The sequence below is a fragment of the Neobacillus drentensis genome, from assembly GCF_036966985.1.
Classification (GTDB): domain Bacteria; phylum Bacillota; class Bacilli; order Bacillales; family Cytobacillaceae; genus Neobacillus; species Neobacillus drentensis_E.
Genome location: NZ_JBALSN010000397.1, coordinates 1 through 12416 on the forward strand (window position 1 = coordinate 1; position 12416 = coordinate 12416).

The following is a 12416-nucleotide window of genomic DNA, read 5'->3' on the forward strand; positions in this document are numbered from 1 at the left end:
ACCCCATTTTTGGCTGCTTTCTATGAAAGTCGACATTTAATTTTATGGTTAGTTCCTTTCATTAACTATTGTGCTAAAGTATTATCGTGGTAAAATATGGTATTTTTCTGTTGACTATTAAGATTTATATAACATATAATTATGATGGTAATAGAATAATAGACTATGAAGAAGGGAAGGATAACGCATGAGGCAGCGTATAAAAATTTCTAAAAATTCAATAATCGGAAAAAAAGAGGCTGGACTCCAATTCTAATAGGAATCGGAATCCAGCCTCTTTNNGGAGTGGGATTAATGATAACATTAACAGGTCAAAATTTAACATTGAAACAAATGAAGGAAATTTTATTCGGTAATCAGAAGGTAAGCGCTTCAGAAATGAGTATGGAGGCTGCTAGAAAGAGTCGGGAAGCCGTAGAAAGAATTGTTTCAGAATCAAAAGTAGTCTATGGGATTACAACAGGGTTTGGAAAATTTAGTGACGTTCTTATTGATAAAGATCATGTTCAAGATCTTCAGCTTAATTTAATTCGTTCACATGCGTGCGGCGTAGGTGAGCCATTCCCAGAGGTTGTCGCAAAAGCAATGGTACTTCTTCGCGCTAACGCTCTTTTAAAGGGCTATTCAGGTATTAGGCCGCTTGTTATTGAAAGGTTATTAGATTTAGTAAACAAGGATATTATCCCTGTGATTCCTCAGCAAGGTTCCCTTGGAGCAAGCGGAGATTTGGCACCGCTTTCACATTTGGCGTTAGTGCTAATCGGTGAAGGAGAAGTATTTTATAAAGGAAATCGAATGGATTCACTTGAAGCCTTACAGCAAGAAGGAATTTTCCCTGTAGTACTTGAGGCAAAAGAAGGCCTTGCTCTGATCAATGGAACCCAAGCCATGACTGCAATGGGAGTTGTCGGTTATCTTGAGGCAGAACAACTCGCATACCAAAGTGAGTTAATTTCCTCTATGACCATTGAAGGATTACAAGGGATTATTGATGCCTTTGCTGAAGAAGTTCATATCGCAAGGGGCTATCAACAGCAAATTGATACCGCAGCACGAATTCGAGGTTACTTAAGCGATAGCTTATTGACGACGACACAGGGGGAATTGAGAGTGCAGGATGCTTATTCCCTCCGCTGTATCCCGCAAGTTCATGGTGCCACGTGGCAAGCACTTGATTATGTAAAAGAAAAATTAGAAATTGAGATGAATGCAGCAACAGATAATCCACTAATTTTTGATGACGGTGAAAAAGTCATCTCCGGTGGTAACTTCCATGGCCAGCCAATTGCTTTTGCAATGGATTTTATGAAAATTGCTGTGGCGGAAATGGCAAATATATCTGAAAGACGAATTGAACGATTAATTAATCCGCAGTTAAATGATTTACCGCCATTTTTAAGCCCTGAACCAGGACTACAATCTGGTGCTATGATCATGCAATATGTTGCCGCATCGCTTGTATCAGAAAACAAAACGCTGGCACATCCAGCAAGTGTAGATTCGATTCCTTCTTCGGCGAATCAAGAGGATCATGTAAGCATGGGAACAATCGGATCAAGGCATGCTCATCAAATTATTCAGAATACAAGAAGAGTCCTCGCAATTGAGCTCATTTGTGCGATGCAGGCGGTTGAATACCGTGGAGTTGAAAAAATGGCAAGCCAAACAAAACGGCTTTATGAGAAAGGTAGAGAACTTGTACCTTCCATTAAAAGAGACCGTATTTTCTCAAAAGATATTGAAAAATCTACTGAAGGTCTGAAAACAATGAATCTATCAAAATTACTTGAGCAAGTAGACAGTGTAAAGTAAATTTTACCAGCTAAACATAATAGAGAAGAAATAGACCTACTAACCAACTTTAATATTAAAAAAAGAGGTGTTATATGCAAAATACGGCACTTAAAGCCCAAGAAACAGTACATGAACAGGAGTATGGCGAACATTTAGAAAGAAAGCTTAAAACACGGCATCTTACCATGATTGCTATCGGGGGAACAATTGGTACAGGGTTATTTTTAGCCAGTGGAACCACGATTCATGATGCTGGTCCAGGTGGAGCTTTAACTGCCTATATCATTGCAGGAATAATGGTATATTTTATCATGGGAAGCTTAGGAGAAATGGCGGCTTTTATTCCGATTTCAGGTTCTTTTAGTACCTATACCTCAAGGTTTGTCGACCCTGCATTGGGTTTTGCAGTTGGCTGGAACTATTGGTACAATAATGCGATTATTTTTGCTTTGGAATTATCAGCATCGTCATTGATTATGAAATATTGGTTTCCTGATGTCCCAGGTATTATTTGGAGCGCAAGTTTCCTTGTACTAATTTTTGGTCTTAACTTTTTATCCGTTAAGGGTTATGGTGAATCAGAATTTTGGTTTTCATTGATAAAAGTTGCAACCATTTTATTATTTATTGTTGTTGGGTTATTAATGATCTTTGGAATAATGAAAGGCCATAGTGGCGGATTTGAAAACTTCACAAAAGGAGAAGCCCCATTTAAAGGCGGCTTGTTATCCATATTTAGTGTGTTTATGGTGGTGGGATTTGCCTTTCAAGGCACGGAGCTCGTCGGGATTACAGCCGGTGAAAGTGAAAATCCTTCAAAAAATTTACCTAAGGCAGTAAAACAGATTTTCTGGAGAATTTTATTGTTTTATGTTTTGGCGATTTTTATTATTGGATGTTTAATCAGCTATACTGACCCCCAATTATTAAGCGCAGATTTAGAGAATATTGCAGTGAGTCCGTTTACTTTAGTATTTGAAAATGCAGGTCTTGCCTTTGCGGCTGCTGCCATGAATGCAGTAATCCTTACTTCAGTTCTGTCAGCAGGAAATTCCACTTTATACGCCGCTTCGCGCGTCCTTTGGGTATTAGCGGAAGAAGGAAAAGCTCCGTCATTCTTGAAAAAAGTAAATAAAGGTGGTGTTCCGATAAACGCATTATACATATCAACCTTTGTTGGGATGCTATGCTTCCTTACCTCCCTTTTTGGTGATGGAACTGTTTATTCTTGGCTATTAAACGCTGCTGGCTTAGCTGGTTATATCTCTTGGTTAAGTATTTCGGTTACACATTATCGATTCCGTAAGGCTTATGTTGCACAAGGAAGAGATTTCAAAGACCTGCCCTATAAAGCAAAGTGGTTCCCAGTAGGTCCAATTTTGGCGACAGTATTATGTTTAATCGCAATGCTTGGAACAAATTACGGGGCATTTATTGGCTCAAAGGTTGACTGGTATGGTATATTGGTTTCTTATATTGGACTACCTCTATTCTTAATTGGTTATTTAGGCTATAAAACTATTAACAAAACAAAAATCGTGCCATTAAAAAAGGCCGATTTCAGCAGAGATTAAGTGTAAATATTATTCATCTTTAGCAGTAACACCTTGAGACTTCAAGGTGTTTTTGCTATTTAAAGTCGATCTTGTTTTACAAATCCTTTACTGGATAGCATAAGAAGATCGAGATATTGAATTCGATTTGGAGCGGTACATATGTTGAACGAAAAATTAAATCCTTTATTTAAAAATGACAGCTGCCTTTCAGCTGTTTTCTTTTTGTACTGATTATCCAGAAGTAGCTTATAACTATGAAATCAGGGAATAAGCCGTTTCCCATTTAAGGGGTGTTAAATATGATATTTCAGTACGAATAGAAAAGAGGTGATTTTTATTGCATCCAAAGAAACATAATCAAAATTTAGTACTAAGTTCAGGACCAATAGTGCCTAATCCGAATACAGAGTTAATATCTGTTGAAATTTTGAATGTAGACCCTAACGATTCAAGAGATGTGATTGTTGAAGTGAAAAACTGGACAACCTGTCCGCCTAGTCAACAAGGGAAGTTTGTATTCCTTTGTGGGGTACAACTAAATCCTGCTGATATTCCTACTGGTGACTTTGAAGATGAAAGTGGTGATAAAAGCAGCGATGAAAGTTCTGAAGAAACTAGTACAGACGCTAATACTGATGCAGGTGTAGTAATTCAGGATATTCCTGATGCGTTTCCACCTATCACTACACCATTATTCTTCAGAATACCAGCACAAAGCAGATTAACAATTTTAGCAGTTCCTCCACAACCATTACATCCACCAAACCCTTGCTATGAAATTCGTATCTTCCCACCTATTCCTACAAATTTGTTATTCAGTAGTTTTGGTTTGAGTAGTGATAGTGTGCCACAAGAAGGAAATACAGTGTTGCATCATCAGTTCACTCCCACCAGTCCAGTCCGTCTTGTACCGCGAGGTCCACTTTTACCCCCAAGTCCATTTTAGGAACTAGTAATAGAAAGGTAGCCATTGTAGTGCTACCTTTTTTGTTGTATAGGTGATGAGTTTACCTTTACCTGCAGATAGACTATAGGATACAGACAAACCCAAAAAGAGGGGGTGGAAGGGCATGAAATTTCTAGCTTTTCTAAAACTGCTTGAGACCTGCGTGCCAAGGTCTGGTGGGTTCGAATACCCCGTCCCGTTGAAAGTTTAAAATAAAAAAATTCATAAAGATTTTATGTAAAAGTCTAAAAATATTTGATTATCCGAGAAAGCGTTTTCATTTATAATGGACTATCAGGAGGGAGGAAGCTTTAAAAAAACATATGAAAGGTGGAAACATAGTTGAAGAGTCTCAAAATCAGTATCTCTATCATTTTTGTAGCATTCCTAGTATTCAGTCAACTCGGTGCAACAGCTCTTGCTGAAAAACAATCGGCTCCAAATGCACCTGCATCGCCAGTAAACTTACAGATTCCAAATCTGGCTTTTGACGAAGATAGCATAACCCTTGTGTGGGATAAGCCAGAGAACTATCGTGATATTGTGGATTTTAATGTCTATATGAATGGGAAGATGATACAATTGACTCTCATAATCTCCAAATAATTTTTGATCCGTACAATCTTTTGACGTTTGATAATTATATGAATCAGGAAGAAATTTTTGAAGAGGCATTTGAATTATTGGGAGACAGAATGGTTATATTCCATGCCAAGGACTTTATTGTTAAGGGGAGCTCACTAAAACAAGTTCCAGTAGGACAGGGTTTGTTAAATTACGATAAGTTATTTAGCTTAATTAGGAAAACAAAACCATTTATAGATATCTTGATAGAAGGAACCAAAGAACCGTTTATTGATGAGAGTATTATGTATTTGAGAGGGAAATATTCAAAGGGACATGCCTTTTAAAGGCCGAGAAAGAAGAATATCTAAAAAAGCCAACGGTCACATAATGGAAGGTTCGTTAAAGCTTTACTTCACAGGAGGACTGACCCCAATGAAGTGTTTGTAAATATTTTAATATTAAGAATATTGACAATAGTTTTTATCCAATGTATATTATGAATATGTACAACCTTTCTATGATGAATAGTAAACATAAATAGAGGTGAAAGGATGAAGCTGCAGCTCTCCGCTAACCAATTGAAACTTGAAATTATTAAAATCTACAACACGGTGAATCAAGAGCTGTTTGGAATCGGGATCAAATCACAACGGATTGAATTGATGGGGGACAAGGTATTTATTTATGCCCTACATAAACGGATCCCCGCTTTAAAAGTATTGGATGAAACACAGCGATTATTGACAAGAGTAGTCGATTCTTCAATCATCGATGCTTACAAAGAAATACTAGCTTCCAAGATCGAAGAAACTCTAAGTCTTCCGATTCAGGTTATCTTTAAGGACTATGATCCACGTACAGAGCAGTCGTTGACGGTCATTATCTTTAAGGAACCGATCGATTAAAACAGAACGATTAGCAGGTTTAAGGTCCACTTTGGAGAGGCTTTCAAACCGCTTATCATGAAACTTACTAAAGCTTAGCTGCTTTGGTGTGTTTTTATGGTAAGCGGTTTTTATTTTTTATTAGTGTTATAGGAGGGAAGATAATGATAAATATGCAGAGTGAATTCACCATCCATGATGTCATGCAAGCCTTGAATGTCATTACCAAAGGGCGGATGGTAATGGATTGGAATGAAATTGCCAAAGGCAGCAATCCATTTGTATTGATGAAGACGTCCAATATCCCTGGAAAAAGCGTGATGGAAATCCCAGGACTTGTGTATGGCGATATGAATGCTCCTGTAAAAAAAATTGGAGTGGCCATGACCATGACGGAATGCGGAGTTGAATTAGCTTCCGGGATGGGGCTGGACCTCCTGGTGGTCCATCATCCGGTTGCGGATGCGGCCAATTCAGGCGGAGTTCCATTCGCCCAGTACTTACCCCTTTACAATCTATCCTTGATTGAACTGCATGAAGCCTTTCATGGGCTGCATCCCGGATTAGCCTATTTGCATGGACATCAGAAACTCATAACAGATACTAGCTTTGGAGGAATTCATGGGAATGTCTTGCACAAAGGAATTGCCTTGGAAGAAATCCAAACAGCAGGAGATATTCTGAAGCGTCTCGATAGATACATAGGACGCCAGATCGAATCCACTTTATTAAAATCCGAACAAGAAATCCGTTCCACCAATTTTCTGGAAGAGGCGACATTGGCCAATCCAGCGGAGATTCTGAATGGAAAACAGGACACTCCAGTTAAGCATATTCTCCACTTTTTCCCGCATAGCGGGTTTACCGTCGAACATCTACACCAAGCTCTTGACCTGTATCCGGAAACTGACACGATTATCGCAAGCATCAGCCGAGTGCGAGAGAATCATCCGTTGGTCATGGAAGCGAAACGCCTGGGGCTGACCTTTATTATCGGAAACCCCCACTCTGTGGAAATTTTAGAAAATGGCCTTCCCTTAGCTTATGCGCTGGAATATTTGCTGCCTGAAATCGAGATTTATGTCCTAAGAGAACGGGTTACCGCGATGCCGCTTGCATACGCAGGACATCAGGAGATTCAGAATTATGGAAAAGATATGGCGTTAAATTATTTGGTTTCTAAGAACTCAATTAAAATTTAGGGGGAATTACAGTATGTACAAAAAGAAAAGAATGACAGCAGTCATGATGGCCTGTTTGACAGCACTATCGTTGGCGTTAACTGGCTGTGGGAATTCGGCACAATCTACGACTACAAAAGAAGGAACTGTATCAAAGAATAAGGGGGAAAAGATGGTTGAGGTTCGTTTTTCGGAAGTCATCCGTTCGATCTTTTACGCCCCTCATTATATAGCGATGGAGAAAGGATTTTTCCGAGAAGAAGGCATAGAAGTCGATATGATGACTGCCCAAGGGTCAGACAAAGGAGCAGCAGCATTATTGTCCGGAACGGCAGACATTTCACTGGTTGGACCTGAGTCGGCTGTCTTTATTTTTAATCAGCACGGGAAACAGTCCTTAAAAGTATTTTATCAGCTTACAGCAACAGATGGCTCCTTCTTATTGGCACGAAACCCCAAGAGCAACTTTCAGTGGAGCGACCTGAATGGCCAAGCAGTGGTGAGCTGGAGGCCGGGAAGTTCGCCGCAGATGGTGATGTCTCAAGTACTTAAGAAGAATCAAGTTGATAAGACCAAACTAATCACCAATATTGCCTCCCCTGCTATGGTCGGTGCCTTCGAAAGCGGTAAAGGAGAATACATCCAAGTGTTCGAACCCCTCGCTTCTATGCTGGAGCAATCCGGCAAGGCTAAACTAGTTGCATCCATGGGGGAAGCGTTCGGGTCCTATCCGGAGACATCATATGTGGCAACAAATGAATTTATTAAGAAGAATCCTGAAATTTTACAAAAGTGGTCGAATGCGGTCTACAAGGCTACCCTATGGCTAAATGAACATTCGGCAGAGGAAGCAGCTGACGTTCTAGCGCCTCATTTTCAAGGAACATCTAAAGAGTTAATCCAAAAATCAGTTGAACGATATGTTAAGCAAAATTCATGGGCTAAGAACCCTGTTTTGGATCAGGCACAATTGGATATGCTCCAGGACACACTGGTTGATAGCGGGGTACTGCCGGCAGATCAAAAGGTCAAGCATGAAGATATAGTTGAGACAACCTTTGCAGAGAAAGCGGTACAAGAAGGAAATTAAGTGGAAGGAGCTAATAGTGATGACCCAGATCGAATTACGTGATGTATCCCTGCATTACTTTACGCCAAAAGAGGAGACAAAGGCTCTCCAACATATCAATCTTTCTATCAAGGAGGGAGAGTTCATCAGCATTGTCGGTCCTAGCGGGTGTGGGAAAAGCACCCTGCTTTCCCTCATTTCGGGGATGATTATGCCGACGGATGGAGAGGTCAGGCTTTTCGGTGAAAAAGTGAAGGAGCCTTCCAAACGAATAGGGTACATGCTGCAGCATGATCATTTATTTGAATGGAGAGATATTTTGAACAATGTCCTAGTTGGGGCTGAAATCCGCGGAATGGATCGACAAGAAGCGAAGGAACGTGCCCTGGATCTGTTGCACCGCTATGGCTTGGGGGAATTTGTCCATCACAGTCCGAAACAGCTTTCCGGGGGAATGCGGCAACGAGTTGCCTTAATACGAACTTTGGTTGTGATGCCGGAAATCTTGTTGTTAGACGAACCATTTTCTGCGTTAGACTATCAAACCCGTTTGAATTTATCGGATGAAATTTCTTCCATCCTGCGCGAGCAAGGGATAACGGCCATCTTAGTCACCCATGATATCTCCGAGGCCATCTCGATGGCTGATCGAGTCATCGTGATGTCCCGAAGACCGAGTACCATTCAGTCCGACTATCGTATTGAATTTTCCAATGAAAACGGAAGGCCTTCTCCTTTTGATACGAGGGAGACCCCAGAATACCATACTTACTTTAATACCATTTGGAGGGAGTTGGAAGAAAATGTCCGTACCTAACCCTAAAATATTGCCAGCTTCAAGCGATGTCGCAGCGGAACCTTTCATTCAGCGGGTACCAAACGAAAAATCGCCCAGCGTTCAATATTCATCCTATTTACGTAAGCAGCGGAATCGAAGCCTATCAATCCGCATGGCACAATGGCTAGTGCTCATCGTGTTTTTAGGAGTTTGGGAATTTGCAGCAAACATGAGTTGGATTGACACCATGTTAACAAGTAAGCCTTCCCAAATTTTTGCTTCTTTTAAAGAATTGTTAATCAAAGGCGAGATCCTGCATCACACGTGGATTACCTCGAAGGAAACCCTCTTAGGTTTCATCATATCCATGGTGATAGGTACGCTCATCGCCATCCTGCTTTGGAGTTCCCGGTTTCTTTCCGAAGTGGTCGAGCCCTATATTGTCGTGCTGAATGCTTTGCCGAAAGTGGCGCTTGGGCCTATCTTCTACATCTGGCTCGGAGACCAGCTATCAATCTATGGAATGGCGATTGCTATCTCAATCATCGTCACCGTCATCATGGTCCACTCCGGCTTCCAGGAGATCTCGAAAGGCAAAATGAAGCTGATGGAATCATTTGGCGCTACACGCTGGCAAATGCTGAAGATGGTCGTTCTTCCAGCCAGCATCCCCAATTTTGTGGCGACGATGAAAGTGAATGTAGGGCTTACACTTGTCGGAGTGATTATGGGTGAATTCCTCTCTTCCAAAGCAGGGTTAGGCTTCCTCATTACTTACGGAGGCCAAGTGTTCCAAATGAATCTAGTGATGACCAGTATTACCATTTTGGCTATTCTTTCCGTCCTGATGTACTGGTTAGTAAATATGGCCGGCAAGAAATTGCAGAAAATCTACCATTTTGATTAAAACATGGGGGCGGACGAATGGTCCGTCCGTCTCTTTATAAAGGATTTTAGAATTGGATTAAATAAAGCACTTACTAGGGAAAGTAGGAAAATTACTTTACAGAGTAAGTGCTTTTTAATATGCATAAATTTACTTAAAAATGTTTTGTAGCTATATTATCATTTTGGGGATTTTTATGTAATTATTATAGTTGTTTTTGACATTTTACCATTAAAAATTTAAATGGAGGTTTAGTTTCCATATTCTTATGTGGCTCAACAATTTCCGAAAGTTCTATTAGTCCATATTTTCCAAAGTCTTGTTTGATCGAGTCAGAATCATAAAAAAACATTTTTACCCCATCCATTATCTCGAAATAGTCTTTACCCAGTTGTTTGCCCTTTCCAAACATTGGGGCTTCTTTTGAAATAGTAGTAAAAATCATATAACCGTTTGGCTTTAACTGATTATAGCAATCTTTAATTAACTTCTCTCTCTCACGATCATTCAATAAGTGAATAAGGGCATAACAAAATATACCATCATAAAGTTTGTTATCAAAAGGCATATCAGTTACTGAACCATGAAAAATACTAATATTAAGGTCATTTTGCCTTGCCAATTCAATCGCTGTTTTTGAAATCTCAATACCTGTTACATTTATACCACTGTCAATAAAAACCTTTGCATTTCTACCATATCCAATACCAGGAATCAATATATCCTTAACTTTCTTTTCAAGGAAAAAGTCCTTTGTCAAAATTGCAGAGTCTGAAGGTTCAAATCCCCACATCATTTGATTTTCTATAAAACTTGATTCCCAAAATTCTGTCATACCACTATCTCCTTTTCAAATAGCTAAATAGCCCCAGTCAGTTGGTCATTTATTGATTTGTCTACCTTATTAGGCGATACAAAAATAATCTTTCCTGTTGAAAGATTATAATAGCGATGGAAACACAATGCAATTCTTATCTATATTTCTTTACATTCTCGGTAGTATGATTCATCAAAAGCTATGCAAAAAGATTCTCTGATAAATTACCTGACTCATTCTATGAGATTGGTTTTCTCAAACTATATGCTATTCAACTCAATCCAATTATGGATTGGGGATTTTTTTGTTTGTTTTTTACTAAAGAGGATTCTCTTTCCGTATAGGGACGGGCATTTTGAGGAGAATAAGGAAAAATATGTGCTCGATAATTATGGATAAGAATATCAATGTAAACTTTCAAACAAGGAGAACTAAAATGAATCCGATTCAGGCAAATAATGCTTCTACAGAAAAAAAAGATACGGTCATGAATAAAATTTTAGGAACAGTCAGCGGAAGCTTTGCACCTATTTTAGGGGTGCTTGCTGGATCAGGACTAATTTCAGCTTTATTATCAATTTTAATAACAGTTGGATGGTTATCACATGAGAGTGGTGCCTATGCCATTCTTGCTGCAACTGGGCATGCCATTTTTTACTTCTTCCCCGTTTTTCTAGGGATTACATTAGCAACAAAGCTCGGGGCCAATGGGTATGTCGGTGGGGCGATCGGTGCCGCACTTTTAGAACCTCATTATACAGATTTAGTGGCATCAAAAGCCCAAAACGTGGATTTTTTTGGGATTCCAGTAATATTGGCCAATTATTCCTCCACCGTTTTTCCAATCTTAATTGCTGTTTCCATTTATTCTTTATTAAATAAATTTTTGAAAAAAGTGATTTATAAGGACTTACAAATGTTTATTAATCCGCTTATTTCTTTAATTGTGATTGTTCCCTTGACCGTCCTTATTTTTGGTCCTTTTGGTACCTATGTTGGTGAGGCATTGGCAGTCTTTATCCAATTTTTAAGTGCAAGAAGCGGCATTCTAACAGGTGCGGTGATGGGTGCGGCATGGTCATTTCTGACGATATTAGGACTCCACTGGGCAGTTATTCCAATATTCCTTGCTAATCTTGCAAAGTCTGGCTTAGATCCACTTAGTCCTATGGTAGCTGCAGCACCTTTTGCTCAAATCGGGATGGGGCTTGGGGTTTTCTTCAAAACGAGAGATAAGGACCTGAAAACGCTCGCTGGATCAGGACTTATTCCGGGTGCCTTAGCAGGTACAACAGAAATCATCACTTACGGTATATTAGTTCGCTACAAACGAACGATGGTAATTGTTGCAATAGCAGGGGCTATTGGCGGAGCAATAAATGGTGCATTTGGTGTAAAAGGGACCGGATTTGCTCTCCCAAGTTTCTTGTCTATTCCGGTGTTTACACCGGTAAGTTTATATTTAATTGGTACAGGAACGGCTTTAGTTTTAGCGCTGGTTCTTACATTTGTATTAGGATATGAAAGTAAAAGCGATGCAGTTGCTGCAAAAACGGTTAAAGAATTTGGATTTGTGAATGTACAACGAGAAACGATTTCAAGCCCATTAAGCGGGGAAATTGTACCCTTAAGCAAAATTTCAGATCCTCTTTTTTCAACTGAAACGGTAGGAAAAGGAATTGCCATTGAACCATCAAAGGGGGAAGTGGTTTCACCTGTTGATGGAGTTGTGACAACTTTATTTCCAACGGAGCATGCGATTGGAATTACATCAGAAGACGGAGCGGAAATCTTAATTATTGTGGGAGTGGATACGATTAATCTGAAAGGTCAATATTTCACCTCCCATGTAAAACAATGGGATACCGTGAAAAGAGGTGACTTGCTGATTGAATTTGACATTGAAAACATAAAAGCAGCAGGCTATGACGTAAAAAC

Annotated in this window: 12 protein-coding genes; 11 read left to right on the top strand and 1 reads right to left on the bottom strand. The window is 39.6% G+C overall.

Annotated elements, in window-relative coordinates; translation table 11 throughout:
* Positions 1-294: 294 nt before the first annotated feature.
* The 10 genes from hutH (at position 295) to V7659_RS23270 (ending at position 9682) form a co-directional block, all read left to right on the top strand.
* Positions 295-1812, top strand: a complete 1518-nt coding sequence (hutH, locus tag V7659_RS23225) for a histidine ammonia-lyase (RefSeq protein ID WP_335542533.1) — start codon at positions 295-297, stop codon at positions 1810-1812.
* A gap of 74 nt (positions 1813-1886) precedes the next feature.
* Entirely contained in the window at positions 1887-3368 is a 1482-nt protein-coding gene (locus V7659_RS23230; protein ID WP_335542534.1) for an amino acid permease, read from the top strand.
* Between the two features lie 319 nt (positions 3369-3687).
* On the top strand, positions 3688-4296 hold the full coding sequence (locus tag V7659_RS23235) for a hypothetical protein (protein WP_335542535.1): 609 nt from the start codon (positions 3688-3690) through the stop codon (positions 4294-4296).
* A 342-nt stretch (positions 4297-4638) separates the two neighbouring features.
* A complete protein-coding gene (locus V7659_RS23240) occupies positions 4639-4902 on the top strand; it encodes a hypothetical protein (protein ID WP_335542536.1) in 264 nt (87 codons plus the stop codon).
* Between the two features lie 20 nt (positions 4903-4922).
* The gene (locus tag V7659_RS23245; RefSeq protein ID WP_335542537.1) at positions 4923-5207 is read left to right on the top strand and encodes a hypothetical protein; all 285 of its coding nucleotides are present in this window, start codon (positions 4923-4925) and stop codon (positions 5205-5207) included.
* A 207-nt stretch (positions 5208-5414) separates the two neighbouring features.
* The gene (locus V7659_RS23250) at positions 5415-5768 is read left to right on the top strand and encodes a Na-translocating system protein MpsC family protein (RefSeq protein ID WP_335542538.1); all 354 of its coding nucleotides are present in this window, start codon (positions 5415-5417) and stop codon (positions 5766-5768) included.
* A 143-nt stretch (positions 5769-5911) separates the two neighbouring features.
* A complete protein-coding gene (locus tag V7659_RS23255) occupies positions 5912-6949 on the top strand; it encodes an NGG1p interacting factor NIF3 (RefSeq protein WP_335542539.1) in 1038 nt (345 codons plus the stop codon).
* Between the two features lie 13 nt (positions 6950-6962).
* A complete protein-coding gene (locus V7659_RS23260) occupies positions 6963-8018 on the top strand; it encodes an ABC transporter substrate-binding protein (RefSeq protein ID WP_335542540.1) in 1056 nt (351 codons plus the stop codon).
* A 19-nt stretch (positions 8019-8037) separates the two neighbouring features.
* Positions 8038-8814, top strand: coding sequence for an ABC transporter ATP-binding protein (locus V7659_RS23265; protein ID WP_335542541.1), 777 nt, complete (start codon positions 8038-8040; stop codon positions 8812-8814).
* Entirely contained in the window at positions 8735-9682 is a 948-nt protein-coding gene (locus V7659_RS23270; RefSeq protein ID WP_335542542.1) for an ABC transporter permease, read from the top strand. Before V7659_RS23265 ends, V7659_RS23270 begins: the two co-directional genes overlap by 80 nt.
* Positions 9683-9866: 184 nt before the next feature.
* On the opposite strand, the gene V7659_RS23275 is transcribed toward V7659_RS23270, so the two are convergent.
* Positions 9867-10496, bottom strand: a complete 630-nt coding sequence (locus tag V7659_RS23275) for a class I SAM-dependent methyltransferase (protein ID WP_335542543.1) — start codon at positions 10494-10496, stop codon at positions 9867-9869.
* 418 nt (positions 10497-10914) lie between these two features.
* On the opposite strand from V7659_RS23275, the gene V7659_RS23280 reads away from it, so the two are divergent.
* Positions 10915-12416, top strand: a 1502-nt coding sequence (locus V7659_RS23280) for a glucose PTS transporter subunit IIA (RefSeq protein ID WP_335542544.1), incomplete at its 3' end; no start/stop codon positions are given.

Coding starts and splice junctions, on each gene's coding strand:
- hutH (WP_335542533.1), top strand. CDS start 295: ATGATAACATTAACAGGTCAAAATTTAACATTGAAACAAATGAAGGAA.
- V7659_RS23230 (WP_335542534.1), top strand. CDS start 1,887: ATGCAAAATACGGCACTTAAAGCCCAAGAAACAGTACATGAACAGGAG.
- V7659_RS23255 (WP_335542539.1), top strand. CDS start 5,912: ATGATAAATATGCAGAGTGAATTCACCATCCATGATGTCATGCAAGCC.
- V7659_RS23275 (WP_335542543.1), bottom strand. CDS start 10,496: ATGACAGAATTTTGGGAATCAAGTTTTATAGAAAATCAAATGATGTGG.
- V7659_RS23265 (WP_335542541.1), top strand. CDS start 8,038: ATGACCCAGATCGAATTACGTGATGTATCCCTGCATTACTTTACGCCA.
- V7659_RS23260 (WP_335542540.1), top strand. CDS start 6,963: ATGTACAAAAAGAAAAGAATGACAGCAGTCATGATGGCCTGTTTGACA.
- V7659_RS23250 (WP_335542538.1), top strand. CDS start 5,415: ATGAAGCTGCAGCTCTCCGCTAACCAATTGAAACTTGAAATTATTAAA.